This window comes from Picosynechococcus sp. PCC 7002, from assembly GCF_963860125.1.
In the GTDB taxonomy this organism is placed as follows: domain Bacteria; phylum Cyanobacteriota; class Cyanobacteriia; order Cyanobacteriales; family MRBY01; genus MRBY01.
Genome location: NZ_CAWLFA010000001.1, coordinates 266686 through 293659 on the forward strand (window position 1 = coordinate 266686; position 26974 = coordinate 293659).

The 26974-nt window shown below is 49.0% G+C and carries 26 protein-coding genes, 1 tRNA gene and 1 pseudogene; 11 read left to right on the top strand and 17 right to left on the bottom strand.

Annotated elements, in window-relative coordinates; all coding sequences use genetic code 11:
- Positions 1 to 54: 54 nt before the first annotated feature.
- The 3 genes from AACQ84_RS01265 to AACQ84_RS01275 all read right to left on the bottom strand — a co-directional run bounded on the left by AACQ84_RS01265 (position 55) and on the right by AACQ84_RS01275 (position 1488).
- Positions 55 to 630 (bottom strand): Uma2 family endonuclease, encoded by a 576-nt coding sequence (locus AACQ84_RS01265; RefSeq protein ID WP_012305887.1) that lies wholly within the window; start codon positions 628 to 630, stop codon positions 55 to 57.
- A gap of 54 nt (positions 631 to 684) precedes the next feature.
- Positions 685 to 757, bottom strand: a tRNA-Ala gene (locus tag AACQ84_RS01270).
- Between the two features lie 11 nt (positions 758 to 768).
- Positions 769 to 1488, bottom strand: a complete 720-nt coding sequence (locus AACQ84_RS01275; protein WP_012305888.1) for an HAD family hydrolase — start codon at positions 1486 to 1488, stop codon at positions 769 to 771.
- Positions 1489 to 1594: 106 nt separating this feature from the next.
- Here AACQ84_RS01275 and AACQ84_RS01280 point away from each other — a divergent pair, with 106 nt between their 5' ends.
- A complete protein-coding gene (locus tag AACQ84_RS01280; RefSeq protein WP_012305889.1) occupies positions 1595 to 2362 on the top strand; it encodes a WecB/TagA/CpsF family glycosyltransferase in 768 nt (255 codons plus the stop codon).
- Between the two features lie 75 nt (positions 2363 to 2437).
- Positions 2438 to 3874, top strand: coding sequence for a sugar transferase (locus AACQ84_RS01285; RefSeq protein WP_012305890.1), 1437 nt, complete (start codon positions 2438 to 2440; stop codon positions 3872 to 3874).
- Here AACQ84_RS01285 and AACQ84_RS01290 read toward each other — a convergent pair.
- The 5 genes from AACQ84_RS01290 to AACQ84_RS01310 form a co-directional block, all read right to left on the bottom strand.
- Entirely contained in the window at positions 3871 to 4326 is a 456-nt protein-coding gene (locus AACQ84_RS01290) for a haloacid dehalogenase-like hydrolase (RefSeq protein WP_012305891.1), read from the bottom strand. The genes AACQ84_RS01285 and AACQ84_RS01290 overlap by 4 nt on opposite strands.
- 21 nt (positions 4327 to 4347) lie before the next feature.
- Positions 4348 to 4533, bottom strand: a complete 186-nt coding sequence (locus AACQ84_RS01295) for a hypothetical protein (RefSeq protein WP_198161501.1) — start codon at positions 4531 to 4533, stop codon at positions 4348 to 4350.
- 72 nt (positions 4534 to 4605) lie between these two features.
- On the bottom strand, positions 4606 to 5625 hold the full coding sequence (locus AACQ84_RS01300; protein WP_049761541.1) for a pentapeptide repeat-containing protein: 1020 nt from the start codon (positions 5623 to 5625) through the stop codon (positions 4606 to 4608).
- A gap of 114 nt (positions 5626 to 5739) precedes the next feature.
- Complete coding sequence (locus AACQ84_RS01305) at positions 5740 to 7074, bottom strand: TIGR03279 family radical SAM protein (RefSeq protein ID WP_012305893.1); 1335 nt, start codon at positions 7072 to 7074, stop codon at positions 5740 to 5742.
- 3 nt (positions 7075 to 7077) lie between these two features.
- Positions 7078 to 8046 carry an undecaprenyl-diphosphate phosphatase gene (locus AACQ84_RS01310; RefSeq protein ID WP_012305894.1) on the bottom strand — a complete coding sequence of 323 codons (969 nt, stop codon included), beginning with the start codon at positions 8044 to 8046 and terminating at the stop codon, positions 7078 to 7080.
- A 319-nt stretch (positions 8047 to 8365) separates the two neighbouring features.
- Between AACQ84_RS01310 and AACQ84_RS01315 the strand changes: the two genes are divergently transcribed.
- Positions 8366 to 8995 carry a DUF3120 domain-containing protein gene (locus AACQ84_RS01315; RefSeq protein ID WP_315862007.1) on the top strand — a complete coding sequence of 210 codons (630 nt, stop codon included), beginning with the start codon at positions 8366 to 8368 and terminating at the stop codon, positions 8993 to 8995.
- Between the two features lie 18 nt (positions 8996 to 9013).
- On the opposite strand, the pseudogene lipB reads toward AACQ84_RS01315, so the two are convergent.
- Positions 9014 to 9673: pseudogene (gene lipB / locus AACQ84_RS01320) on the bottom strand (lipoyl(octanoyl) transferase LipB); the annotation flags it as partial.
- Between the two features lie 552 nt (positions 9674 to 10225).
- On the opposite strand from lipB, the gene hpf reads away from it, so the two are divergent.
- Positions 10226 to 10807, top strand: a complete 582-nt coding sequence (gene hpf / locus AACQ84_RS01325) for a ribosome hibernation-promoting factor, HPF/YfiA family (protein ID WP_012305897.1) — start codon at positions 10226 to 10228, stop codon at positions 10805 to 10807.
- Between the two features lie 161 nt (positions 10808 to 10968).
- Here hpf and AACQ84_RS01330 read toward each other — a convergent pair whose 3' ends face one another.
- Positions 10969 to 11757 carry an SAM hydrolase/SAM-dependent halogenase family protein gene (locus AACQ84_RS01330; protein ID WP_012305898.1) on the bottom strand — a complete coding sequence of 263 codons (789 nt, stop codon included), beginning with the start codon at positions 11755 to 11757 and terminating at the stop codon, positions 10969 to 10971.
- An 85-nt stretch (positions 11758 to 11842) separates the two neighbouring features.
- Here AACQ84_RS01330 and pirA point away from each other — a divergent pair, with 85 nt between their 5' ends.
- Entirely contained in the window at positions 11843 to 12007 is a 165-nt protein-coding gene (gene pirA / locus AACQ84_RS01335; protein ID WP_012305899.1) for an arginine synthesis PII-interacting regulator PirA, read from the top strand.
- 167 nt (positions 12008 to 12174) lie between these two features.
- Here the strand turns inward: pirA and AACQ84_RS01340 are convergent, their stop codons facing one another.
- Positions 12175 to 13338: a GuaB3 family IMP dehydrogenase-related protein gene (locus AACQ84_RS01340; protein ID WP_012305900.1), complete on the bottom strand. Its 1164-nt coding sequence runs from the start codon at positions 13336 to 13338 to the stop codon at positions 12175 to 12177.
- A gap of 462 nt (positions 13339 to 13800) precedes the next feature.
- Positions 13801 to 13977: a hypothetical protein gene (locus tag AACQ84_RS01345; RefSeq protein ID WP_041443725.1), complete on the bottom strand. Its 177-nt coding sequence runs from the start codon at positions 13975 to 13977 to the stop codon at positions 13801 to 13803.
- Between the two features lie 347 nt (positions 13978 to 14324).
- Between AACQ84_RS01345 and menB the strand changes: the two genes are divergently transcribed.
- Positions 14325 to 15161 (top strand): 1,4-dihydroxy-2-naphthoyl-CoA synthase, encoded by an 837-nt coding sequence (gene menB / locus AACQ84_RS01350; protein ID WP_012305902.1) that lies wholly within the window; start codon positions 14325 to 14327, stop codon positions 15159 to 15161.
- Between the two features lie 182 nt (positions 15162 to 15343).
- Entirely contained in the window at positions 15344 to 16180 is an 837-nt protein-coding gene (locus tag AACQ84_RS01355) for a photosystem II manganese-stabilizing polypeptide (RefSeq protein WP_012305903.1), read from the top strand.
- A gap of 235 nt (positions 16181 to 16415) precedes the next feature.
- Here the strand turns inward: AACQ84_RS01355 and sigC are convergent, their stop codons facing one another.
- Positions 16416 to 17612, bottom strand: a complete 1197-nt coding sequence (gene sigC, locus AACQ84_RS01360; protein ID WP_012305904.1) for an RNA polymerase sigma factor SigC — start codon at positions 17610 to 17612, stop codon at positions 16416 to 16418.
- 414 nt (positions 17613 to 18026) lie between these two features.
- Between sigC and argZ the strand changes: the two genes are divergently transcribed.
- Complete coding sequence (gene argZ, locus AACQ84_RS01365; RefSeq protein ID WP_012305905.1) at positions 18027 to 20138, top strand: bifunctional arginine dihydrolase/ornithine cyclodeaminase; 2112 nt, start codon at positions 18027 to 18029, stop codon at positions 20136 to 20138.
- A gap of 198 nt (positions 20139 to 20336) precedes the next feature.
- Here argZ and AACQ84_RS01370 read toward each other — a convergent pair whose 3' ends face one another.
- Entirely contained in the window at positions 20337 to 20591 is a 255-nt protein-coding gene (locus AACQ84_RS01370) for an RNA recognition motif domain-containing protein (RefSeq protein WP_012305906.1), read from the bottom strand.
- A gap of 375 nt (positions 20592 to 20966) precedes the next feature.
- On the opposite strand from AACQ84_RS01370, the gene mgtE reads away from it, so the two are divergent.
- The 3 genes from mgtE (at position 20967) to AACQ84_RS01385 (ending at position 25537) form a co-directional block, all read left to right on the top strand.
- Positions 20967 to 22337, top strand: a complete 1371-nt coding sequence (mgtE, locus tag AACQ84_RS01375) for a magnesium transporter (RefSeq protein WP_012305907.1) — start codon at positions 20967 to 20969, stop codon at positions 22335 to 22337.
- A gap of 36 nt (positions 22338 to 22373) precedes the next feature.
- Complete coding sequence (locus AACQ84_RS01380) at positions 22374 to 23933, top strand: WD40 repeat domain-containing protein (protein WP_012305908.1); 1560 nt, start codon at positions 22374 to 22376, stop codon at positions 23931 to 23933.
- Positions 23934 to 24043: 110 nt separating this feature from the next.
- A complete protein-coding gene (locus tag AACQ84_RS01385) occupies positions 24044 to 25537 on the top strand; it encodes a type II CAAX endopeptidase family protein (RefSeq protein ID WP_143589374.1) in 1494 nt (497 codons plus the stop codon).
- Here AACQ84_RS01385 and AACQ84_RS01390 read toward each other — a convergent pair.
- The 3 genes from AACQ84_RS01390 to thiS are packed head-to-tail and all read right to left on the bottom strand — an operon-like array spanning position 25534 to position 26973.
- Complete coding sequence (locus tag AACQ84_RS01390; protein ID WP_012305910.1) at positions 25534 to 26484, bottom strand: DUF4351 domain-containing protein; 951 nt, start codon at positions 26482 to 26484, stop codon at positions 25534 to 25536. The two genes, AACQ84_RS01385 and AACQ84_RS01390, sit on opposite strands and share 4 nt — an antisense overlap.
- Before the next feature lie 31 nt (positions 26485 to 26515).
- Positions 26516 to 26716, bottom strand: a complete 201-nt coding sequence (locus AACQ84_RS01395) for a hypothetical protein (protein ID WP_012305911.1) — start codon at positions 26714 to 26716, stop codon at positions 26516 to 26518.
- A 53-nt stretch (positions 26717 to 26769) separates the two neighbouring features.
- Positions 26770 to 26973, bottom strand: coding sequence for a sulfur carrier protein ThiS (thiS, locus tag AACQ84_RS01400; RefSeq protein WP_012305912.1), 204 nt, complete (start codon positions 26971 to 26973; stop codon positions 26770 to 26772).
- Between the last annotated feature and the right edge of the window lies 1 nt (position 26974).

Sequence of the window (26974 nt, forward strand, 5' to 3'; positions counted from 1 at the left end):
CTAAAAAGGGTCGGTTAAAGATGCTGCAAAACCAATTTTTTTGTGGGGAAGCTATCACCATAAATCACTGAGATCTAAAACAAAATTCTGTAAAATATCTTCTCCGGTAAGCTGTTTAGGGGTCGTTAAAATTTCTACGGTTCGACCAGGACGATAAATTTCCACTTGGCGATCGCCTTGGTTAATGAGCCAGCCTAACCGACAACCGTTGGCTAAATATTCCTGCATCTTTTGCCGGGTCTGTTGCACCAGATCACTGGGCGAGAGCAATTCGGCGACAAAATCAGGGCAGAGGGGAACAAATTTTTGCTGTTGTTCTGGGGTAAGGCTATCCCAGCGGGACTTTTCGACCCAGCACATATCCGGCGATCGCGTCGCACCATTGGGCAAAACAAAGCCCGTCGAGGAGTCAAAACATTTGCCGAAACCGAAACGTTTATTCCAGTACCAAAGCTGGCCATTGAGTTCAAAATTGACTCTGCCAGTTTCACCACCAGTAGGGGCCATGATCACAAGTTCTCCTTGGGCTGTGCGTTCTAATTTGGCATCGGGATTCGCCTGACAGAGCTGGGCAAATTGGTCTTGGGTCAGGGTCAAAACGGGCTGGAGATCAAGGGTTACGGTAGCCATTGTCACGACCTCTCGCGGCGGAATGCTCCCATTGTAGGCAAGTTTTTTGGGGGATGGAGAATAGGGGATTCGAACCCCTGACCTCTGCGGTGCGATCGCAGCACTCTACCAGCTGAGCTAATTCCCCAGAACGAAAAATTATTTTAGCACCTCTGCGGGGGGCGCAAGACTGGGATCGATGCGTTCGAGTTCTAGATCGCTGAGGTAGTCCACACACCAGTTACTGCAACGCTGCAACATATGAAATGGATAGGTATGGGCGACGCCAACCACGGGAATACCGACGGATTTAGCGGCTTGGATACCATGGAAATTATCTTCAACGGTGAGACAATTTTCCGGTTGAATTTGAGCGTCAGGAAATTTCTGGTTCAGTTGGGCGATCGCCAGGCGATAACCATCTCCGTTCGGTTTAAACGTTTTCACTTCATCGGCGGTGACAATCACATCAAAAGCTTGGTCAAGTTGCGCTTGCTGGAGAATAAATTCGGCATCGGCACGACAATAGCCCGTTACAATCCCCACGGGAATATTTTTGAGTTTAATCGCCGAAATTAGGGGAACAACGTCTTCATAGAGGGGGAACGGCTTTATTTCCCGTAATTTGTTTTGGTAAAGTGCAGATTTTTGTTGAATGAGACTATCCAGTTGCACCTCGGAGAATACCCGCCCCCGGAGTGCAAGATTTTCCTTGAGGCAGCGGCGATCGCTTTTGCCCAGGCTGCTGTCGCGATAGAGGCGGTCGGTGGGTCGAAGATTTTCGGCCAGCAAAATGTCATCGATCAGCTCAAATTGGAGGGCCGTATCGTTCAGAAAGACTCCGTTGATTTCAAATAAAACGGCTTTGAGCAGGGTCATAACGGGACGATGGGAGGGTGAAAGTTTACGTTTTTTGACCAAGGGTCAGGTTTTTGCCTGGTAATCCTCATCTTAGAATAAGCGTTGATATTTGCGGGCGATCGCCATGGCTTTGATGACGGATATTCCCCAGCGGCACATTCTAAAAACAAGGGTGCATTGCCTAGATTATCAACGGGCCTGGGCCGAAATTGCGGCGGCGATCCGCGATGGAACGTTTGGTTATGGGGCGATCGCCAATGTACACATGGTGATGACGGGCTACTGGGATCGAGGGTTTCAAAAAATTATCAACCAAGCCTTGGTGACGACACCGGACGGAATGCCGTTAGTTTGGGGGTTGCGATGGTTGGGTTATCCCCAGGCGACCCGGGTTTATGGGCCGGATTTGATGCTCCATTGTTGCGCCATGGCTGCCCAGGAGAAACTTCTGGTGTATCTTTACGGCAGTCGCCCAGAAACCCTCGAAAAATTGCAGCAAAATCTTTTAGAAAAATTTCCCAATTTGCAAATTGTCGGAGTGGAAGCGCCCCCTTTTCGGTCACCAACCTCCGCCGAGGCGATCGCCACAAGACAGCGCATCGAACAATCTGGCGCGAAGCTGGTTTTCGTCGGTTTGGGTTGCCCGAAGCAAGAAAAATGGATGGCTGAAAATAGCCCTCACCTTAATGCCGTTTTGTTGGGGGTGGGGGCTGCCTTTGATTTCCATGCGGGTACGGTTTCCCAGGCCCCCCACTGGTTGAGGCCCCTGGGTTTGGAGTGGCTTTATCGACTGCTCCAAGAACCCCGTCGCCTCTGGAAACGTTATCTCATCCACAATGGGGCGTTTATTTTGCTGTTTGGTTGGCAACTGCTCCGGCGGCGATCGCCCTAATTCTTTTCAAATTCTGCCCACCCCTGAGGGATTTTAAGTATTTTTCTTTGTATTGCCAATTGATGGCCTCGATCCATGCCCAAGTCTCCGTTTCCCCTTCCCACCCAGGATATCCGCGCGATTCATCCGCTCCACTGGTTAAAAACTGCCCAAGGCCGCTGGAAAAGGGGTTTATTGCTGGTGGGTAGTGATCTGTTGGGGTTGGCGATCGCCTGGCAACTCGCGGACTACATTAATAATTTTTATTCACCCATTCCGGCAGATCTGGTCTGGTGGGTGTGGCTCGATATTCCCAGTCTGTTCTGGATTTTTGCCATTGTCACCCTCTGTTTTTTCTTTGGAAATCATCTCTATCGCCTCCCTCCGGCTCCCCAGAACTACACCCGCGCCGCCTGGATTATCACCTTGGTCTATGGTTTGTTCTTGGTCGGCAGTTATTTTCACAATCCAATGTTGGATCCGCCCCGTTCACTTTTTATTACGGCGTGGTTTCTCAGCATTGCCTTTGTTGTAGGTTTTCGCTTTATTCTGACCCTTATCCTACGGCAGTTTGATCGCCAAGCACCGCCGGTAAATGTCTTTTTGGTGGCACCGGCAAAACAGTTGGACTGCCTCAAGCGGGTGATCAAAAAACGTCCCCATTACAAAATTGTTGGTGCTGCCCTCGCTTCCATGGCCGGCACCCAGGCCACCATTGCCCAAATTCGTCAGTCAGGCGCCCAGGAGGTTTTAGTCAAAGACTTGCCGGAAACAGAGTTGGCTTCCCATTTGTTTTGGCACTTGCGCAGTGCGGGGATTGCGATTCGTTTGATGCCATCTAGTCGGGAAATGCTTTATCGTCGGGGCTTACCGGAAATGTTCGCGGGAATTCCCACCCTCCGCATTGAAACGCCTTTGTTATTGTGTTGGGATTATCGCCTGAAACGCTGGTTTGATTTCCTGGGTGCAGGGTTGGGTCTACTGCTAATCTCACCGCTGTTGGTCGGCGTGGTGATCGCCATTCGTCTCGATTCACCGGGGCCAATTTTCTTTCGGCAACCGAGGGCGGGTCTCAATGGCAAACCCTTCAAGATGTGGAAATTTCGGACAATGGTCGTCGATGCACCCCAGTTGCAGGCCCAACTAGAAGCGCAAAATCAAATGAAAGATGGGGTATTGTTCAAGATTAAAGACGATCCCCGCATTACCAAGCTGGGTAAATTTCTCCGCCGCACCAGTATTGATGAGTTGCCCCAATTAATTAATGTGGTACTGGGCCAGATGAGTTTGGTGGGGCCGCGCCCCTTACCATTGCGGGATGTGGAACGGTTTGACGAATGGCACCATATCCGCCATCAGGTATTGCCGGGGATCACGGGGCTCTGGCAAATTTCGGGCCGCTCTGATCTGAGTGATTTTAATGATGCGGCACGGCTAGATTTGTACTATATCGACAATTGGTCTTTGAACCTCGATCTCGATATTCTGCTAGAAACGGTGCGGATCGTCTTTTTTGGCAAAGGCGCTTACTAGGCCGGAAAACCGTTGGTTTCGAGGTAATGGCGGATATCATCAAAGGTTTCCCAAGGCACGTAAGTTTTGCCTTCTTCATCCAGATATTGCTGGAGGCGATCGCGGGCAAAAACCAAATCTGCTTTGAGGGCCATATTGATATCCGTCAGGGAATCCCCGATGGCGATCGCCTTTTGGTATTTATACTTCCCCATCACTTGCACTTTTTCCACCATTTCTGTCCCCCCTTCAAAGGGCGCAATAATTTTGAAATAGGGATCAAAGGTATCAATATTCATCGCGGCAACCGTTTCAATGTGATCATGCAGGGGGTTGCCATCGGTACCGGGGCGCGCTAAAACCCGCTCTACCATTGGCACGAGGCCGCCGGAGACCACGACAATCGGCACTTGGCGATCGCCTAAAAACTGGAGAAAATCACTGAAGCCCTGACGCACAGGCTTATCATCCACCTCGCCGACAAAAGCAGCAAATTACTCCGAGGGAATCGCTTCGAGGATTTTGCGTACCCCTTCCCGGAGCGTAATCTTGCGGTTATACAAGCCCGGAAGAATGTCAGCGGCCACCTCCGGCGCATATTTACCGAGGGCATCGCCGAAGGTATCGACGGTCGTGATTGTGCCGTCAAAGTCGCAAAATACAATCGTTTGGGCGTCCATTAACTTTTGTAACGTAACAAGTTCCCCAGGATTATAGTCCGCTTTGGGATAATTTTGATCTTGTACTTTCCCTTACGAAGCAAGGAGAGTCTGTGTGCGGGGATCGAATTCAAAAACAGCCCCTTGGAAATTTGTCTGATTTAGTTTAGCGCCCTGAAACTTGGCTCCCCGGAGGTCAGCACGGGCGAAATTGGCTCCCCAGAGATTTGCGCCCCGAAAATCGGCCCTTTGGAGTTGAGCATGCCGAAAATCCGTCGAAACTAATTCTGCTTGCTGAAAATTGCTGGCGATCGCCTCTACATATTGACAGTTAGCGGCGGTTAAATTTCCGTGTTGGAAATCAGCTTGGTGCAGAGATGCCCGTGAGAAATTGGCCCGGACAAAACTTGTAAAACGCAGTTTGGCTCCAGTTAAATTGGTTCCCACCAAGTTCATATCGTGGCCTTTTCCACCGCAGAAAAGAATTCCAGCACAATTGAGACCACTAAAATCCTGCCGCCGAAAATCAACACCATTGAGATAGGCGGCCTGTAACTGTATGCCTTGTAAATTTGTTTCCTGCAAAATCGCACCACTGAGCTTCGCCTCACTCAAATTACTCCAACTGAGATCCGCTCCTGTTAAATTGGCCCCGCGAAAATTGACCCCCGTTAAATTGGCGCCACAGAGATTCACATTTTGGAGATCTGCCATGAAAAAAGTGACCCAACGCATAATGGCCCCACTGAGCTGGGCGTGATTTAGGGTTGCTTGGGTTAAGGTCGCCCCCTGGAGATTAACTTTCGTGAGATCCGCGCCGGTCAAATCGGCTTGGTCTAATTTGGCATAGCTAAGGTTCGCGCCGTATAAAAAAGCTCGTTTGAGGTTGGCCTGACGTAGATGGCAATGGTGCAAATTCGTCCTTGCGAGGGAGGCAGAAACAAAATTTCCTCCGGTAAAGTTGGTATGGGCTAGGTCTAACCCAGTCAAGTTTGCGGCAGTAAACCGTTCCCTGGGAAATAACCTCTGTCCCAAGGCATAGTCATTGAGAAGCGCTTCAATATTCATAGGGCCAGCTTTATGCAACCGAGCACCAAAAACGAGCAGCACCATTTGTAAATGCTACCTGCTGGCATCGGCCTCCTCTTTTATTAGAAAAGCAAACATACTCTATTTACTGAAGAAGCATTTAATTCTTAATGTTTCGATAATCTTCTTTGTGAACTGTTAATCTTGACAACAGCGGTTCATCAAATCTAAGACATTTTCTACAGCATAGATGGGGGTCTCTAAGGTGATCGCCACTTCTGCCACCGTTTTATCATCGAGGAATTTGGCTTCATCGTGCTTAAGCATCACCGTCGGGAGCAAAATGCCATCGCCAAAATCTCGGCCAGCCAGTTTTTTAATCAAGTCTTCCCCCGTGAGCAGTCCGGTAACCGTAATCGCCTGGCCCCAGTAGTCACTATTTAAGGCTGCTAGGGTAATCGTTAAATTTTCCACTTGGTTTAGACGCGCGACAAGGGGTTCAAAGGCTTGTTCTACGGCATTCCCTACGACCCAAGTGAAGTGCTTGGGTTTGGCGATCGCCGACGGTAAAGTCTCATCGGCGGTGTTGAGAAAATCCCGGATGAACTGGCGAATCGAACCCACCCCATTCCCCAGTTGAGGATAGTCTTCGTAATGGGACTCCGGCGGCAGTTCTGCCCGTGCAATCAGGAACCACTCATCGGCCAGCCAAGCAAAATTCGTTTGAAACCGTTCCCGGAACTCTGCCTGGAGCGCTGTCACCTGGGCGATCACTTCCTGGGCTTTGGCCTGATCAACGGGGCTCAGTTCCGTCAAATTAGGGCGAAAACGAGTTAAACCGACCGGCACCACCGCTGCCGAAATCACAGCGGGTAAATCTCCCCTGTGAAATTCAGCCAAATCCCGCAATGTTCTTTCTAAATGAGGCCCATCGTTGATCCCAGGACAAACGACGACTTGGGCGTGGATTTGTAAGCGATGATCCGCAAACCATTGGAGTTGCGTGAGAATTTCCCCGGCGCGGTCATTTTTGAGGAGTTGCCGACGAATCTCCGGCTCAGTGGCATGGACGGACACAAACAGGGGCGAGAGGCGCATTTGGTTAATGCGTTGCCATTCCCGCTCGGTCAGGTTGGTCAGGGTGAGATAACTGCCATAGAGAAAGCTGAGGCGATAGTCGTCATCTTTTAAGTAGAGGCTTTGGCGTTTGCCGGGGGGCTGCTGGTCGATAAAGCAAAAGGGACAGCGGTTATTGCATTGGATCAAACCGTCAAAGAGGGCATTTTCAAACTCTAAACCCAGGTCTTCGTCGTAGTCTTTTTCGATTTCGAGGTGATGGGATTTCCCCTTAGCATCGAGGACTTCTAATTCGAGGTATTCGTCGGCGCAGAGAAATTGATAATCGATGAGATCCCTCGGCTTCATCCCATTGATGGAAACGAGGGCATCACCAGCCTCAAAGCCAATTTCAGCGGCAATGGAATCGGGGACAACGTGGCAAATTTGGGCGGGCTTGATGGTGGAGACGCTCATGGGTTAACGCAGCAGGGTTAATGCCAAGATGATCATACCAAAGCCCAATCGATACCAGACGAAAACCCAGGTTTGGTGTTTTTGGAGAAATTGGATCAGCCAGGCGATCGCCAAGTAGGAAAACACCGCTGAAGAAATCAGACTGACAATCAGGGTGAGGGGCGGCACCGTTGTTAATCCCCCACTCACTAACCCTTGGAATTCCACCAGGCCAGCGATGGTAATAGCCGGAATCCCTAGCAGAAACGAAAAACGCGCCGCCGTAGCTCGGTCTAGATTCATAAACAAACCCGCTGTAATCGTCGAACCAGACCGCGACACTCCGGGGATGACAGCGAGGGCTTGGGCGCAGCCCATGAGAATACCATCCTTGAGGCTGAGCTGGTCAAAGGCGCGTTGGTGCCGGGGATAACGTTCGGCAAGGGCTAACAAAATCGCCATCACAATGGAGGCGATCGCAATGGCGGTTAAGCTGCGCAACGGTGACGCGTCATAGTTAGGGACAAAAATTTTCAGCAGCAGACCCACACCAAGAATCGGGAAAGTCCCCCACACAATGCCCCAAAACATGCGCCACTCTTGTTTTTGCCAATCTTTTTGTTGCCAAGCTTGCCAGGCCCCACCAATGACCTGCCGTAAATCTTGCCAGAAATAACCCAGCACAGCGACGATGCTCCCCAGTTGAATCACGGCGGTGAGAGCCACCCCTGGATCGGGCCAACCGAGGGCCACGGGGATCACCTTGAGGTGAGCAGTGCTACTGATGGGGATGAATTCGGTTAAGCCTTGCACCAATCCTAAAATAATCCCTTGGAACCAATTGAACTGTACCGGGGCGATCGCCAACGTATTTTCGGGCGTTGCCGCATTGATGCGCAGATGCCAAAAGCTAATCAACAGAAATAGAACCAAGCCGAGGGCCACCATACTGCTGAACTCAAACCAGTGCCGTTGTTGCTTTTTTTTGAGCATTGATGTCGCTTCCCTTGGGCGTCGGGTAAATCTGCCTCAACTACTCTAGTCAATCTGGTTGACCTTGACTAGCTTTTAGAAAAATCCGGCCTGGGGATTCCCCACTCGGAGGTTAAATCCTCGGCGATCGCCCCTCAGAAATGGCAAAATCAGGCAAATTTCCCGTCCTCTTTATGAGAAAATCGGGAGTCATAAGTTAAAATTCATTAATAAATATTTACAAGTTATTGTTACAAACCACTTTGTTTTGCTGAACCATCCTCTTTTCTCTGTCGGTGCAGTGTATGTTCTCAAGCGACAACAGGATCTCCGCCGCAATATTCCCCTGCTAATTTGCCTCGCGTCGGGCTTCTTGGTTTCTGTGCCTGTTTTTTTCCAAGCCCCCCTGGTCAGGACAGCTCCCTGGCTGAGTTTGGCCTTGACTCTCCTCTGGGTAGCGATCGCCTGTGGCCTCCGGCAGCGAGAAAATACCGAAATTTGGGGTGATCTCCTCTGGGGTTTTAGCTGGAGTTGGTTAGCCGGAGCCATCTATTGGGGCTGGTTGCGCTACGAACCCTTTTTACATCTTCCGGTGGAGGCAATTGGGCTACCCTTTGCCCTGTGGGGCCTGTGGCAAAAGCGGGGCTTGGTGGGACATTTGTTTTACCTGGGTTCCCTTCTTGGTACGGCGATCACCGACATTTACTTTTATCTCACGGATTTGATCCCCTACTGGCGCAAGCTCATGTATGCTGAGCCGGATTTTGTGATGCCTATTTTCCAGGCGGCCTTGGCCCAGATGCAGACCCTCTGGGGCATCAGTTGGGCGGTTGTTCTAGTGAATTTATTGATCGGCATTAGTTGGTGGGCCTTCCGTCAGCCCCAAATTCCCTACTGGAGTTTCGCCGGAGCCGTAGTCAGTACCCTCCTCGTCGATGGTCTGTTCTGGATTGCTGCCTGCTTCGCCTAGGAGATCCTGCTGCTTGATCATCTCTAACTGAAAAACTTCGCCAAAAATCTTCGGTAAATCTTCGCGCACCTGGGCTAAGGTAATATCCGGTAAAAACTGCTGCAAACTCCCCACTGGGCGATCGCCAATGCCGCAAGGAATAATCCGTTTAAATCCCGCCAAATCCGGGCAAACATTCAGGGCAAACCCATGCATCGTAATCCAGCGCTTCACCTTGATGCCAATGGCTGCCACCTTATGACCCTCGACCCACACCCCAGTTAGTCCAGGAATTCGTTCTCCCACCAAGCCATAGCGCGCCAAAAGCCGAATTAAGACCTCTTCCAATTGCCGCAGATACCAATGCAGATCCTGTTGGTGGCGACGCAAATTCAAAATCGGATAACCGATCAATTGTCCCGGACAATGGTACGTCACTTCGCCGCCCCGTTCTGTCCGATGCAATTCCACGTCTGCGGTTTCCGGGGAAAATTTCACAAAATCCAGCTTTGAACCTGTCCCTAGGGTATAGACCGGAAAGTGTTCCAGCAGCAGTAAAACATCACTCAACTGCCCATCCCGTAGGCGTGCTTCCACCAGTTGTTGTTGCTGTGCCCAAGCTTCGGTGTAAGGCCAAATTCCCCCTTGATAAAATAGACAAGAAGAGAAAGGGGGTGAATTGATATGACGCAATGTCAAGGGATCCGACAAAACATTAAAAGTCATCAAGGGGCGATCGCCTTTTGGCAAAACAATGTTAGATATTGTCCTCACCATAGCAAAGAGTTAAGAACTGTAAAAGCTTCCGGGCTTTCTTAATGTTTCAAAAAAGATAAATTGACAAGGCCCAAAGGCAAAACCTACAATTAAAACTATAGAGAGAAAGAGATAAATCCTAAAAATTCCCAGTCAATAAGTTGTCAGCAACTAATTTTCTCCAAAAGAACTAAAAACCGCTTAATTTTCAGTTTGTTTATCTCGTCAAAAAAAGTTTCTCTAGTATTCAAACCTACGCTAATACTTGTAGAAGTGTTGCGTAATATTAAACGGACGGATCTATATATGACGCCACCACAATAGTTTTTCGCCTTGAAGAAACCTTGCTAGAATAACGAAACACTTCACCAACAAGTTCTTGTTTACACCAGTCATTTCATTGCGAATTTTCTTAGGCTTAAAATCCAGATTTCATTCGTAAATTGTGTACAAAGTAAACTTGTTTTATCCATTCAGATGGAGTAACCAGAGACTATGAAGCTATTGATCCAAGGCAACAACATTGCAGTAACTGAATCGATCCATGACTATGTTGAAAGTAAGCTTGAAAAAGCAACCAAGCACTTTCAAACCTTCGCCACAAAAGTAGATGTGCACTTGTCTGTTGCTAACAATGCTCGCATTACCGACAAGCATAAAGCTGAAGTTACTGTTTACGCCAATGGTACAGTGATTCGCGCCCAGGAAGGCAGTGAAAATCTCTACGCCAGCATTGACCTTGTTTCTGATAAAATCGCCCGCCAACTCCGCAAATATAAAGAGAAAAATTTTGGCAAGAAAACCCACGTTCAGGAAAAAACCAGTGAAGTGTTACCTGAGGATCCGGTGCCAGATAATCTCATTGGCGATCGCGCCCCAGAGCTTCCCTCTGAAGTGGTACGGATGAAGTATTTTGCGATGCCCCCCATGACCATTGATGAGGCTTTAGAGCAGTTGCAGTTGGTAGACCACGACTTCTATATGTTCTTGAACAAAGACACAAACGCTATCAATGTGATCTATATCCGCAACCACGGTGGTTATGGTGTAATCCAACCACGCTTGGGCAAAGAATAGTTGATTTTTTCCAGGTTCATTTAATGGCTTTTAGACAATAGTTATTATTTGGATCATCGGCAAATCTAATCCCTGATGTAAAGGAAAGTTTTTTAACATAAAGCTTTCCTTTTTTATTGCTTCTTTTTTGTGAGTTATCAGAGACTAATTAACTTAAATAGTTAGCAAATTTGGTATTGAACCATTGCGCCCCGTTGCACCTGAAAAAAGTGTTGGGCATTACCTTGATTTACACTGATTTCTAACCAACCATGGCTTCCTACCAAGGCACAGGGATGATTTTTCGGTACATCTCCATAGGTACAAACCAGGGGAATTTGTTGACCCGCTAACGTTGCTTGGCCCTGATTATTTGCACATACAGTATTGGGAATGGTGGTAATCAAGTTCCCAAAGTGGTCAATGTGCTGAATTATCCCGGTGTAGGACTTGCCATTGCTCTGATAGGGGGGAACATCTAAACGAATGATTTCTGCTGATTTAAGGGGACGACCCAGCTTGGATAAAGGAACGCCCAGGGAAAGATGGGCTGCCACTGGCGCGAAAATGTCCCGGCCATGGAAAGTGTGACTCAGGTTTTCCCTCAGGGGCGATCGCCAATACTGGGGATTATCCAGTTCTACCGCCGCAATAATGGCATCATCTGCAAACAAACCGCTCCCTAGACCGTTATTTGGCCCCACAAAATAACCTTGGTTCAATTCCACGACGATCGCCTGGCGGTTAGTGCCCACCCCCGGATCCACAACGCCCACGAAGATTGTTTCCGGCGGGAAATAAGGCGCTGCACTCAACAGACAAAAGCGACCAGCCCACAGATCCTGGGGCGGAACATTGTGGCTGAGATCAATCACTAGGGCTTGGGGGGCGATCGCCGCCATGACCCCCTTCATTGTCCCCACATAGCCGTCTTGTAAACCGAAATCTGTCACTAAGGCGATCGCCATCATGTTTTAAGTATTTTGTAGTATTTGATACAGTTTAATCTGAAGCCTGTTACTCTAAAAATAGCCAATTATCCCCAGCGAGAAGATCATGTTTAGAAACGTTCAACAGCAAATCGTCAAGCAAATTAAACGCACCCACCGCGAAAACCTCAAGAAAAATTTGCAGCATCGCCTCGAAGCCGCCCGGAATTCCGGCAATGACCACCTCGTGCAGCAGTTAGAAGCGGAGGCCCAGTACCTTGGGATCGGTTAAACAATATTCATCTCAGTCGAATAATTTTTTTACCAAAACAAGAAAAAAAGGGAGTGTTGAAAAACATTCCCTTTTCTTTCGGTTAATTTGATGGATTTGCTTAAAACGAAGGCTCACTTTTCAAAAAGCTAAACCTCCAGGCCGAAAATCAGCAATCGTTGCCGAGCCTATTTACCCATGCCCAGTTTTTGGGCTTTTTGGTAGACCTTCCCTTCTGTCAACAGCGAAGGAGCAATTACTACTTCTACCTGTTGCATTTCCTTGATATTTTTGGCGCCGAGGGTTCCCATACTTGTTTTGAGAGCGCCCAAGAGATTGTGGGTTCCATCATCAAGTTTCGCTGGCCCCGTCATAATCTGGGTAATCGTGCCAGTTGTCCCCACATTAATCCGAGTTCCCCGGGGTAGTACAGGGCTAGGTGTAGCCATCCCCCAGTGGAAACCGCGACCCGGTGCTTCCGCCGCACGGGCAATGGGAGACCCAATCATTACTGCATCTGCCCCAGAAGCAATACATTTACAAATATCGCCACCAGTAACAATTCCACCATCGGCAATGATCGGCACATAGCGGCCAGATTCTTTCTCATAATCATCGCGGGCCGCAGAACAATCAGCAACTGCGGTTGCCTGGGGAACACCAACTCCAAGCACACCACGGGAAGTACAAGCCGCTCCGGGGCCAATCCCCACGAGCACGGCCGCTGCCCCTGCACGCATCAGTTCCAACGCTGCATCATAGGTAACGCAGTTCCCCAGGACAACTGGAATGGGCAGTTCAGAACAAAGTTTGTGCAAGTTTAGGGGGACAATCCCTTCAGGAGATAGGTGAGAAGTAGAAACTACCGTTGCTTGGATAAAGAGAATATCGGCCCCAGCATCAGCGACAATTTTGCCATATTTGGTGGCACCGACAGGGGTAAGACTCACTGCAGCGAGGCCGTTTTGAGCCTTGATTTCTTGGATGCGTTTCTGGATTAGCTCCGGTTGGATCGGCTTGGAATAGAGCTCTTGCATTAAGCCGACAAACTCGGTTTTATCAACTGCGGCGATCCGATCAAGGACTGGGTTGGGGTCTTCATAACGGGTTTGGAGTCCCTCAAGGTTCAATACGCCCATTGCACCCAAATCAGAAAGCAGCGCTGCCATTTTTACATCGACAACGCCATCCATTGCACTGGCTAAAATTGGGATATTTAGCTTAATTCCACCAATTTCGAGACTGGTATCTGCCAGTTCAGGGTCTAGGGTACGACCGCCCGGAACGAGGGCAATCTCATCGAATCCGTAAGCACGACGAGCTGTTTTGCCACGACCAATTTGAATGTCCACTCTTACTCCTTAATGATTGCCAAAACTTAAATGTGTCAGTCTAGGATAACTGATTGCTTGCATTTTCTTACAAAAAAGCGACCATCAGACGTCAATCTTTCTGGAGGCTGAATTTTGGGCTTGGTGCTGGTGACTCAGTTCGTGTGTAGATTCACGTAAAAGCAACTCGATGAACTAGCTTCATTTTCACGAAAGCGAACAATCATCTCTCCTAGTTAAAAATCACTTTGTTGCAAAAGAATTGACAGATAAGAGTGAGAATTAGAGTGAAAAATGACTAGGATTTTGATTGTCGGATCCAAAGAAGTGGTAGAGAATATTCTGGGAAAGAGGCTCCCAAGGTGTTGAAACTTGAGAGGTTGCTAAAGGGTTCTAAAATTTTTCCTGGGGAAAGATTTTGTCTTTAAAAAAGATTTACGGGTGATTGGCGATCGCCAAGGGACTATCGACCATTAAGCGGCCCTAGAAACTATAAAGGCCAGGGGCATAGGATTCGACAACATTACCGGTTTCTTCACAGCTCACCATTAAATAATCGCAGGTTTCACAAGTTGTTTCCCGCAGGCTAGAGTTGTGTAAATAACGGCGCAGAGCTGGAGCACCACAGTTCGGACAGGGGAGCGAATATGAACAATCCATAGCTTTGTCCTGAATTCTAAAAAAATTAAGGTCGGTGATTTTGAGGGTCGTTTGAAGTTTCATTAAAAAGCTTTTAAATGCAATTGAGTTGATCCCAAGAATATTCTCTTACCTTTTTCTTTGATCCTAAACATACTTAAGACTAATTTAAGTTTTTACCGAAAAATAGTCAAAAGCAGTTTTGGGTTTTCCGTACTTTTAAGTAAAGGTTAACAAAAAAACATTAAGTTTGTCGTCCCTTTAAAAGAGTGTGAGCCTCCGTCGGGACACATCTTTCACAAGGCCAGTGAACCTTAGCAGTGGGGGAATGGGATAAGATGACGGGCAGTCATTGTCTATGAAAAATTATGGAATCTCTTGCTTGGCAAGCCGTTAAAGCTTACGAAGATATTTTGTATCAAAAGTTAGATGGGATTGCAAAAATCACGATTAATCGTCCCCACAAGCGCAATGCCTTTCGACCCCAGACAATCTTTGAAATGTATGAGGCCTTCTGCGATGCCCGGGAAGATCAAGACATCGGTGTCATCCTGCTCACGGGGGCTGGCCCCCATACGGATGGGAAATATGCGTTCTGCTCTGGTGGCGACCAATCGGTGCGGGGTGAGGGCGGCTATGTCGATCAAGCCGGGGTACCGCGCCTAAACGTGCTGGATCTGCAGAAACTGATTCGCTCGATGCCCAAGGTGGTGATCGCTTTGGTGGCGGGCTACGCGATCGGCGGCGGCCATGTACTGCATCTTCTTTGTGATCTAACGATTGCCGCAGATAATGCAATTTTTGGGCAAACGGGGCCAAAAGTAGGCAGTTTTGACGGTGGATTTGGGGCGAGTTACATGGCGCGCATTGTTGGACAAAAAAAAGCCCGGGAAATTTGGTTTCTTTGTCGTCAGTATGATGCCCAGCAAGCGCTGCAAATGGGCCTAGTAAATCAAGTGGTTCCCATCGCCCAGCTAGAGGCTGAGGGGGTGCAGTGGGCCAGGGAAGTGTTGAGTAAAAGCCCCATTGCGATTCGCTGCCTCAAGGCGGCGCTGAATGCTGATTGTGACGGGCAAGCGGGCCTCCAGGAGCTAGCGGGGAATGCCACTATGCTTTATTACATGACAGAAGAGGGCAGAGAAGGGAAGCAGGCTTTTTTGGAAAAGCGATCGCCAAATTTCCGCCAATATCCCTGGTTGCCGTAAAAAACCCTAGGCGATCGCCCAGGTAAGATGAGGATTCATTACCACTAAAGGATCCCAATTTGGTAGAGTAGATACCGATATAAAACCGGATAGCTTGTCCCTATTAGATCCCAGACTTTTAAAAAATTAAGTGGAACGGACAAGATTAGTTCCGCCCTGAGATTGACAAAAAGAGGTTAATCATGAAGTTACGTTCGTTATTAGCAGCCATTCTGGCTCTGTGTATCGGCGTGCTAACTGCTTGTAGTGAAGCGCCCGATGCTGCGACCGTCGATGTGAAGCAACTAACATACGACGAAATTCTCAATACAGGACTCGCGAACTCCTGCCCCCAAATCGCGAACTTCACCCGGGGAACAATTCCCATTGCCCCCAATGAAACCATTGAATTCTCTGACCTCTGCTTAGAGCCTCAAACCTATTTCGTTAAGGAAGAGCCCCTCAACAAGCGTCGTGAAGCTGAATTCATCGAAGGTAAGCCCCTTACCCGCTACACCTCTTCCCTCGAACAAATGACCGGGAAGATCAAAGCCGATAGCGAAGGGCTCCTTACCCTGGTAGAAGAAGACGGTATCGATTTCCAACCGATTACGGTTCAGTTGCCCGGTGGTGACCAAGTACCTTTCCTCTTCACCATTAAAAATCTAGTGGCCCAGACCTCTACCCCGTCTGACTCCATCAACACTTCCACTGATTTCATCGGTGAATTCCGGGTTCCCCCCTATCGTGGTGCCGTATTCCTTGATCCCAAGGCCCGTGGTACTGCTAGCGGTTATGACAACGCTGTCGCTCTACCTTCCCAAGCCGATGAAGAAGAGCTAACCCGCGCCAACATCAAGCAGTATGAATCTCGCACTGGTGAAATTTCCCTGCAAATTGCCAAAATCGACGAGAAAACTGGTGAAATTGCCGGCACCTTTGAAAGCGAGCAAACTTCATCCACTGACATGGGTGCAGAAGATCCCGAAGAAGTCCGAATTCGCGGTATTTTCTATGCACGTCTAAAGACGGCTGCTTAATTTCAACTTCTCAAACACTGTTCAATCGAGGGGCGGCAATGCCCCTTTTTTGTGGTCTTTTTTCGTTGTGGTTGACTAAATTTTCGTCTACCTCTTTCCCAAACTCTTTTAGAGAAAGCTTCCAAGAAAAAAATCTAGATTTTGAACTAGTCGTAAAAAAACTGAACATAAAAAAGATCCAGAGTCAGGGAACCCTAGATCATCGCCTCATCCTCTTGGGATGGCTCATTTATGTTTAGGACAATGTGTCCAAGTAATCCCGCATAATATTGCGGCGTTTGGGCTGGCGGAGTTTCTGGAGGGCCTTTGCCTCAATTTGGCGTACTCGTTCCCGCGAAAGCTCTAGCATTCGGCCAATCTCTGCGAGGGAGTAGGTTTTACCATCGCCTAGACCATAGCGCAGTTGAATGACTTCCCGTTCTCGGTCGGTGAGTTCTGTCAGTAAGTTATGCAAGTCACGTTGCAGAGACTCCCGCACAAGATTTTCTTCGGGGGAAGCATCTTGGGTTTCTAGGAGATCGCCTAACTCTGTGTCCCGGTCTTTGCCGACGCGAATTTCGAGGGAGACGGAACGGGGAACCTTTTGTAAGACCTCTCGCACCTGCTCTGGAGTCATTTCCAGGGCCTGGGCTACGTCGTCTAAGCTGGGAGTACAACCCTGGGTTTGGGAAATTTGCCGTTGTGCTTTTTTGATTTTATTGAGCTTTTCGGTGACGTGAACCGGGAGACGGATGGTGCGACTTTGGGTGGCGATCGCCCGGGTAATCCCCTGACGAATCCACCAGTAGGCATAGGTCGAGAAGCGATAGCCCTTTGTCGGGTCGAACTTATCCACCGCCCGCTCTAAACCGAGGGTTCCTTCTTGGATAAGGTCTAAAAGTTCGAGGCCGCGATTCTGATATTTTTTGGCCACAGAAACCACCAAACGGAGGTTGGCCTGGATCATGTGCTCTTTTGCCTTGGCCCCAGCCTTGAGGATCGAGTCAAGTTCTTTAACGCTTAAGCCCACTTGCTCAGCCCAACGCTGTTTACCCTGGCGAATGATATCCCGCAACACGGCTCGCTCTAGGTTCATTTCCTGGGCCCAGCGATTGAGGGAAGGACGGCAACCCAACTCAATGGCTAGGCGGTCATGGACATTGATACAACTCAAAAATTCTGCCAAAATTTCGTCGCCTGCTTCTGCCCCCTCTTGTCGTTTTTCCAAAAGCTGGATATAATTTTGAACCTTGCGGGCTTCCGTTAGCTCTTCATCTCTTTCGAGTAACGGTACGCGCCCGATGTCCTGCAGATACAGCCTCACTAAATCTGTGGTCTGACCATTCCGGAGGGTTGTTTCATCCGGATCAAACACAGCAAGCTCATCGTTGCTAGCGGTTTCGGTTAGGGAGTCAAAGGAACCTTGGCTCTTGGACTGCTTGGCGGTGGTCATAATGGCGACTCTCCTGAAAAATATTAGGGGGGTGCTTACCCTTAAATTTCCCTGAATAAAAGTCCTTTTCAAGGTTTTGATATATAAATTAACATCTCGGCCCTGGCCCAAAGGCGATCGCCGCTACAGTTTTATGTCAAATTTTCATGACAAAATAATCCTTTAAAGGCCAACAAAATCGTCAAATATTGCCAGTATCCAAGGCGTTTTTGTCAGCATTTACCAATATAAAAACAAGGCGATCGCCCCCAAAGCCTAAAAACTCGAAAAACTTAATTTGCCGTGGTTATAGCGACCCCATAGAATTAAACTCGCGCCACAGAAAACAGGGTTTTGTACCGTACCGATCAATACAATTCGCCCGCTTTTCCCGTTGCATGATTAGTCCTAAACCATTCAGCTTTTAAATTGACCATGACCAACCCAACCCGAATTTTGATGTGTGCTCCCGACCATTACGAGGTGGACTATGTCATTAACCCTTGGATGGAAGGAAACGTCCACAAATCGTCCCAAGCTCAAGCCATTGAACAGTGGCAGGCCCTACATCAAATCATCAAAGAATATGCCGTTGTTGACCTCGTGCCCCCTGCCCAGGGCTGGCCAGATATGGTTTTTACGGCCAATGCCGGCCTAGTCTTGGGTCAAAAAGCGATTCTCAGTCGTTTCTATCACCCAGAGCGCCAAGGGGAAGAACCCTACTTTAAGCAATGGTTTGCGGAAAATGGTTTCCAGGTCTATGAGCTGCCCCAGGATTTGCCCTTTGAAGGGGCAGGGGATGCCCTCTTTGACCGGGATTCTGGAGCGTTGTGGGCCGGTTATGGTTTTCGCTCTGAACTCGACTCCCACGCCTACATTGCCCAGTGGCTCGATGTGGAAGTTTTATCCCTACGCCTGATCGATCCCCGCTTTTATCACCTCGATACTTGCTTCTGTCCCCTCAGCGGCGGCTATCTCCTCTACTATCCCCCTGCCTTTGATACGTACTCCAATGCCCTAATTGAGCGGCGGATTCCGGCGGAAAAACGTATTGTTGTCCCCGAGCCGGATGCGGTGAACTTTGCCTGCAATGCGGTCAATGTCGATGATGTGATCATCATGAATAAAATCAGCCCAGAACTCGAAACGGCGATCGCCACCAAGGGCTTTCAGGTGCGGCAAACGTCCCTCACGGAATTTCTCAAGGCAGGGGGAGCTGCAAAATGTTTAACCCTAAAAACCACAGAACCGATTCAAGAAACTGCCCAAGCCAATGCTCCGGTGGATAGTCGGATTATTCACCTCGAAGGGCACCTCCTCGATGCGGGCATTTTGAACCAAGCCTTGGATTTAATCAATGAACAGGGCGGCAGTGCAAAAGTATTAAATTTCAACCTCGGCATCGAGCGAAAAAATACGTCATCGGCCAATGTACGGGTATCCGCACCCTCTCCCACCACCATGGAGGACATTATGTCCGCCCTTATTGAAATGGGCGCGATCAGTGCTTCGGCAGAAGATATTCAGGATGCACACCTAGAAACCGTGAAGCAAATGGGAGTCGCCCCCGATGATTTTTATGTCACGAATATCTATCCCACGGAGGTCAGGATTAAAGGCCAATGGGTTAAGGTGACCCACCAACGGATGGACGGGGCGATCGCCATTAGTGAGAGCAACGGCACTATTCATGCCCGCTGTCGTCTGTTGCGGGATCTCCAGGTGGGAGAAAAAGTTGTTGTGGGCATCGACGGGATTCGCACCAACCATAAAACCACCGCTCGCCCCAGTGCCGAAAAACAAGAATTTAGCTTCATGGGGGCCGGGGTTTCGAGTGAACGCCGTGTGGAATTGGTCGTTGAGCAAATTGCCTGGGAACTCCATAAAATCCGTGCCCAGGGTGGAAAAGTTGCGGTCACGGCTGGGCCAGTGGTGATCCATACCGGGGGGGCGCAACATCTCGCCAATTTAATTCGCCAGGGCTATGTCCATACTTTGCTCGGTGGGAATGCGATCGCCGTCCACGACATTGAACAATCAATGATGGGTACTTCCCTCGGCGTTGATATGAATAAAGGCGTTCCCGTGCGTGGGGGACACCGTCACCACCTCAAGGTAATTAATACTATTCGTCGCTGTGGCAGTATCGCCAATGCCGTGGCCCAGGGGCTCATTACAAAGGGGGTAATGTATGAATGCGTCCAAAATAATGTGCCCTTCTGTTTAGCCGGATCTATTCGTGATGATGGCCCTCTCCCCGATACAGAAATGGATCTGATTCGCGCCCAGGAAGAATATGCTCGCTTGCTAGAAGGCACCAATATGGTTTTGATGCTTTCGACGATGCTCCATTCCATTGGCGTCGGCAATATGACTCCTGCCGGGGTGAAGATGGTCTGTGTCGATATTAATCCTGCGGTAGTCACAAAACTAAGCGATCGCGGCTCGGTAGAATCCGTCGGTGTAGTCACCGATGTGGGGTTATTCCTCAGTCTCCTGACGCGCCAACTGGATCGACTCAACCAAAAAGCTGCAATTACTGTGTAATTCCCGGAACAGCCTAGGCGATCGCCAAAAAACTCCCTCGGAAAGTCTGGGGAGTTTTTTTGTTGCTGCTCCCGAATCATGGCAATTAAAAAAACCACTAGATACAAAACTAGTGGCCTCACTGAATTTAATTCATGTTGTTTGGAAGCATGGGTCGTTTTTTAGAAATTACATCCCATGCCAACGCAGAGGTGATATTTAGCGGCTGTTGGTGCGGGGTCTTGCTTTATTGACCTTCATGTCGCGGCCCATCCAGCTAGCACCATCGAGGGCTTCAATCGCCTTATCTTCTTCTTCATCGTTAGACATTTCCACAAAGCCAAAGCCACGCTTTCTTTGGGTTTCACGGTCTACCGGAAGATAAACGCGTTTTACTTTACCGTAGTCATTAAAGACTTCACGAAGATCGTCTTCTTCTACGGCGTAGTCCAGGTTTCCAACATAAATTGACATAAAAATTGTCTCCTTAAAGATGACTTAATCTGTGCATCGGGGAAGGAGAGTTCGTAGTCGTATCGGGCGGGGAGATTTTCTGTCAATACTGTCGTAACCAAACACAATACCAAACGAGACAAAACCGTAACCGAGTACTTTCGAATTCTTTTGATTCCCAACAATACTAGGCTAGCACAGTCAAAAAAATAAACACAAGTTTTGGGGGGCACTTGTTTTGTAGAATAAATAAAGTTTTATGAAGCGCTTTCTCCTTTTTTTGATAGCCTGAGCACTTTTACTTAGATAATCGCAGAGTCACCCTTCCTTTAAGCTTTGTTCTGGGTACCCAGGCTGTTGTTGGCCGCACATTCCGAGGCAAAACGATCCATCAAGATGACTACATCCGCTAAACATACTGAGCTGCGCCAGTTGGTCCGAAGCCAATTGTTGCTTTTGCTGGAATCGAATAATTTGCAAGGGGCTAAATCGCTACTTGTGCCCGTACAACCCGTTGACATTGCCGAAGCGATCGAAGATTTACCAGAATCGATGCAGGTCATTGCTTTCCGCCTGCTTTCTAAAGCGGAGGCCATCGAAGTCTATGAATATCTAGATTCATCGGTGCAGCAGGCCCTCATTCAAAAATTTAAGCGCCAGGAAGTGCGGGAAGTCGTTGACCAAATGTCCCCCGATGACCGGGTGCGTCTTTTCGATGAATTGCCCGCGAAGGTTGTCCGGCAGCTCCTGGAGCAGCTCAGCCCCGAGGAGAGACAGGCGACAAATCTTTTGCTTGGTTACGAGGAAGATACCGCTGGCCGGGTAATGACCCCGGAGTATATTTCCCTCAAAGAAACCTTTACCGTTTCAGAAACCATCGAGCGGATTCGGCAACAGGCCAGCAAATCGGAAATTATCTACTACCTCTATGTCACTAACGCGTCCCGGCAACTGGTAGGCATTGTCTCCCTACGGGATCTCGTTGTTTCAGAGCCGGATTTACCGTTGTCAGAGATTATGACCAGGGATGTGGTCTCGGTTCACACAGATACTGACCAAGAGGAAGTGGCGCGAACGATTCAACGGTATGACCTACTCGCTTTACCTGTGGTGGATCGAGAAGATCGTCTGGTGGGGGTCGTTACGGTGGACGATGTAATCGACATTATTGAACGGGAAGCCACGGAAGATATCTATGCGTTGGGGGGGCTGCAAACGGATGGTGATAATTATTTCCAGATGAATCTGTGGACGGTGGCCAGGCAGCGGGTTGTGTGGTTGTTTGTGTTGCTGATTACGAATACCTTTACGGGCTGGATTATTAGCTCCCAGCAGTCGCTCTTGGAACAGGTGGTAATTTTGGCGGCATTTATTCCGCTTTTGACGGGGACTGGGGGAAACGTAGGGGCGCAGTCTTCGACGGTGGTAATTCGGGGTTTGAATACGGAAGATTTGAACGATCTGGGGCCAGCGAAGGTAGTCGGACGGGAGGCGATCGCCGGGGCATTATTAGGGGCGATCCTGGGGATTGTGGTGATTGTTTGGGCCTACTTTCTCCAGGGAAATCTGGCGGTGGCCATTTCGGTGGGGATCAGTTTGGTGGCGATCGCCGTGCTGGCATCGGTGGCTGGCTCCTCGCTACCATTTTTGTTTCGATACCTAGGGTTAGACCCGGCCCTAATGTCGGCACCCTTTATTACAACGGCGGTGGACGTGATTGGGGTTTTGATTTACTTTAATATCGCCCGCATGATGTTGAGGTTATGATAAGGCGAACGCACCCGTGAGGAGGGTCATGTTTTGATGGGGAAAAAGCAGCAATGGTTGGAATTTGCAGAATTGGGTTTGCTGCTGCTGGTTTTCTTGGCGTGGATCTGGGATGTGATTCAAGGCGACGGTAATTCGACAGCTTCATTAGTCATATTCCTGCTCTGGATCACCCTAGGGCTAAATTTTTTTAACCGCATTGCCCATCAACGACACCAGCGGCGACAAATCCTGGGCATGGTGCGCAGCCTTGAGCAACGTTTACAAGGTCAGTTTCAAGGGCAACTGCAACCCCTCACTGAACAAATTCGCCAAGTGAGCCAAATCAATGCCAGCCTGGCCCAAATCGAAACAGATGGAGAAATGCAAACCTATCTGCGCAGTTTAGAAAAAGCCCTAACCAATGTGGTGCAGTATCTCAATGAAGCTGTCTTGGATGAACGACTCACGAATTTAGAACAGGAATTTTTACGGCAGCAACCTACCCCAGCCGCAAAATCTCCAGCCATCGCCCAAGCAGTTGCCGATGATCTAAAACCAGAGGCGATCGCCGATCCTTGGGCCACGGAAACACTCCCCGCTCCAGAACCACCCGCAGCACCGCAACCCAAGCAGCAATGGCAGTTAGTCGCTACTATCCCAGCCCACCGAGATTGTGTGAGTGCTTTAGCCTTTAGTGCCGATCAAAAATTTCTCGCGAGTGGCAGTTGGGATCATCAGTTGAAACTCTGGCGCGTAGACGATCAAAAGCAAATTTCCCAAGTGACCGCCCACGAACAGGGTCTTTTAAATCTAGCATTCATCCCCCCTGTGACCGGAGCCAAGGCGGAGACAGAACAAATAGAAACATTGGCGATCGCCAGTAGTAGTTTTTCACCGGAAGTTAACCTTTGGCACCTCGATCAAAGCCAAGCGGTGCCCCAACTCACGCTCCAAAAATCCCTGGAGGGACACCAAGGGGCCGTTTATGCCATGGCTTTGACTGGCCAACAAACACTCATCACCGGGAGTCATGATCAGACCCTGCGCCAGTGGCAACTTCAGGCTGGTAGCGTTTATCAACAAACCCTTGATCTCAACGATCAGATTCAGGCGATCGCCCTGGCCCCCCAAGAAAACCTCTTTATCAGCGGTGGCACAGAAGGCATCCTCAAGTTTTGGCGCACCACGGATCATCGCTTACTCGGTAGTTTAAAAAATGATCCCCCCGCAGCCATTGCGGCGATCGCCATCCGCACCGATGGTAAATTGTTTGCTTCTGCTGGCGAACATGGCCTGATCCATCTGTGGCAAGTGGATCTCAATCATCTAGAGGTTTTACCAGAAACTGTGCCTTGCTTCACCCTCGAAGCCCACGAAAAGCCGATTACTCAGCTTCTCTTTAGTCGTCAAGGTCATTTTCTCCTGAGCAGTAGCGTCGATGGCACGATTAAAATTTGGCAGTTAGGCATCACTGAGCCTTTGACGACGTTAAATTTCAACACCCCAGACCAAGAAGATCATGTGCGTTTGCTGTCCCTAGCCCTCACTGCCGATGGGCGTACCCTCGCGGCGGGCGGTTCCGATGGCACGATCAAAATTTGGCAGCAAGTTTAATCAGATTTCATTCACCATAGTCAGCCAGGGAAATTATCCACCGTTAAAGATTGATTCCGTGAGAAACAACAGGCTAGGCTAGATCCACTGTTTTTGTGCGGGTAGCTAACGTGAAGCGCGTAATTTTAATTCTGTTGACGATTATTACCCTGGTGCCGCTCCTGTCTTCGTTGTGGGCCAGTTTCCAGGAACCGCAGATCCAGGGCCGCCTCGAACTGTATCAAACCAACTTGGTGCTTCAGGCCGCAGAGTACGATCCCAATTCTACGGCTACTACCTCCCCTGAGGCGATCGCCACCCTCGTGACCCAACTGACGGGCCAAGATCCCTACAGTAGTGCGATCGCCCAGTATAAAAAAGTGCTCAGTAGTAGTGAAGCCCGCCAAAAACTCCTCACAGACTCCACAGAAACAAGCGCTGCTCAAACCCAGGCGACCAAAAAGGCGATCGCCGAAACCGCCACTTTAATCGATGAACTCCAGCTCAGACTCGGAATTTTGTATGCCAGTCGCGGCAAGCTCGAACAAGCACAACAGCGATGGGAAGCCATTTCCGGAGAAGAATCTGATGGTTTGGCCCAAACTTTAGCGCCCCTCTGGCTTAACTCCCAAGCTCCCACCGACCCAAACGCTTTAACTCAAACAGAGCTTGAAACCTGGTTCGAGCAACAAAATCTCCAAAAGCTATACCAAATTCAAGACAATCGTCCGGCACAACAGCAACTCCAGCAACAAATACAACAGAATGCGCAACGGGCTTTTTTAAAATTAACGGTCATTACCGTCTTGCCCTTTAGTGTGGGTCTTTTTGGCTTGGGTTTTCTCATCTTTTTGGGCGTTCAAGCTTTCCGGAAGCAGGAAGCAGCCCTTTTGCACATTGATGATCAAGCGACTTGGAACACCCCCTGGAATGGAGAAATTATCTGGCAAGTTTTTATCGTCGGCTTCTTTCTCGTCGGTCAAATTATTTTGCCCCTTGCTTTACCCATCGCCCTCCAGGCCTTTAGCATCGATGCCACCGCTTGGACAGTCCGTGAAAAAGCTGTTTATACCCTCATCACCTATTCACTGATGGCGATCGCTGGTTTAATCGTTCTAGCGGCTTCGGTTTGGGAATTTCGGCCCCTCCCCCAGGGCTGGTTTCAGGTGAAATGGCTGGATAACTGGACGGTATGGGGATTTGGAGGCTACATGGTGGCCTTGCCGCTGGTGTTACTCGTTTCCCTACTCAATCAACAAATTTGGCAGGGTCAGGGGGGCAGTAATCCGATTTTGTTTCTCGCCCTCAAAGCCCAGGATCAGGTGGCTTTAACGATTTTCTTTTTGACGGCCTCGGTGATGGCTCCCCTTTTTGAGGAAATTATGTTCCGAGGTTTTCTATTACCTTCTCTAACCCGCTATGTCCCAGTGTGGGGCAGCATTATTCTCAGTGCGTTTTTGTTTGCGATCGCCCATATGAGTTTGTCGGAAGTTCTACCCTTGATGACCCTGGGCATTATTTTGGGATTCGTTTATGTTAAATCCCGCAACTTGCTGGCACCGATGCTTCTCCATAGTTTGTGGAACAGCGGCACTCTATTGAGTTTGTTTATTCTCGGTAGTTAGGTAGGGTTGCCCTCGGTGGGATTTTCCCGCAGCCAAGTTTCTAACTCTGCGGCTGACTCAAACCCAAATAGGCGATCGCTTAGGGCATCCAGTTGAGTTAGATTCAGGGCCTGGATTTGTGGGGCGAATCCTGAAACTTGCTCCGGGAAGCGTTGCTGAACAAATCGCAAAATCAACTTGCAAGCCTCCTCCTGTCGTCCTTCCTGGCGGCCTTGCTGTAGACCTTCTTCCATCCAAGACGTGACAATTCGCAGTACCTGGGCTTCCTCCTGGGGCTGAATTCGGTGTAGTTCCTGCTCAAAGACCTGCTGTTCTGCCATATTTAACCTCAGATAGGTATCCACAAAACCCGACAACAAATGAATTCTGGCCGAATCTAAACGAAGCGTCACAATCATCCGTAAACATTCTAACTTGACCTTTGGGCGTTCCTCTGAGCTAAAGTTCATCTTTGCCATCAGAGCGGCGGCAACGGGATTTGGTTGGCGGAGAAAATCGCGCCACGGCAAGCGGTTCAATTGAATAGTCTGGAAAGAAAAACTGAGAATTTCCTTGGAAGGAAACGCCACCGAAAAAGTTTCCGGTTCTAGCCTCTGGGGAGAGCGGTAAGAAAATAAGGCAATGGGGTAAATGGGTAAACGATACTTTTCGTACAACCGCGCAAAATAGAGAAACATCCGTTCCGCAAAATCTGCTTGGGAGGTTGCTTGATTTTCAACGTGTACGAGAAAACAAGTCTCTTGGCCGCGAAAGTGAAGTTTCGCCACAATATCTACATTGCGACGCGTTTGGCCAGGTAGGTCATTGAAAACTTCTTGGGTAAGAAAAGTTAAGGAGTTCTGCTCGGCTGTTTCGAGGATTTCCGGCGCAAAAAGGGCGAGAAAATCCCAGAAAAAGGTCGTCAGCAACTCCTTAAACAACAAATCATGATCGATGGTTTGGGTCATGATTCAACCGGAAAACCAAGGTAAAAGCAGTCTAAATTTCGTCGGGGATTACCCATTTGGGGGGTTCCATCATTTTCTTGAGGCGCGCTGCTTCGGCGATTTCGTGCATTTTGTCGATGGAGACGGTCTGCACAAATTCGCTGGCTTGGGCCGCATATTCTTTGTTGGGGCAGTCTTCCCCTAGGATGCAACCATTGACGCACTCAACGGCACAGTTTACGGTTTGACTCATTTTTCGCTCAAGGAGTTGAAGGTGTGTTGCTTTGTAGTGTAACGGTTTCAGCCTCAGCCACCACCAACAATGGTGACAATTTCTAGGCGATCGCCTGCTTGAATCAAGGTATGCTCCCACCGCTGACGGTGCAAAATTTCGCCGTTATATTCCACTGCCACAAGGCGTGGATTCATGCCCAATTGCTCAAGACAGCGGGGTAGAGATAGTTCACTTGCAATGGTTTTTAGTTCACCATTCACCCAAACATCGATCATT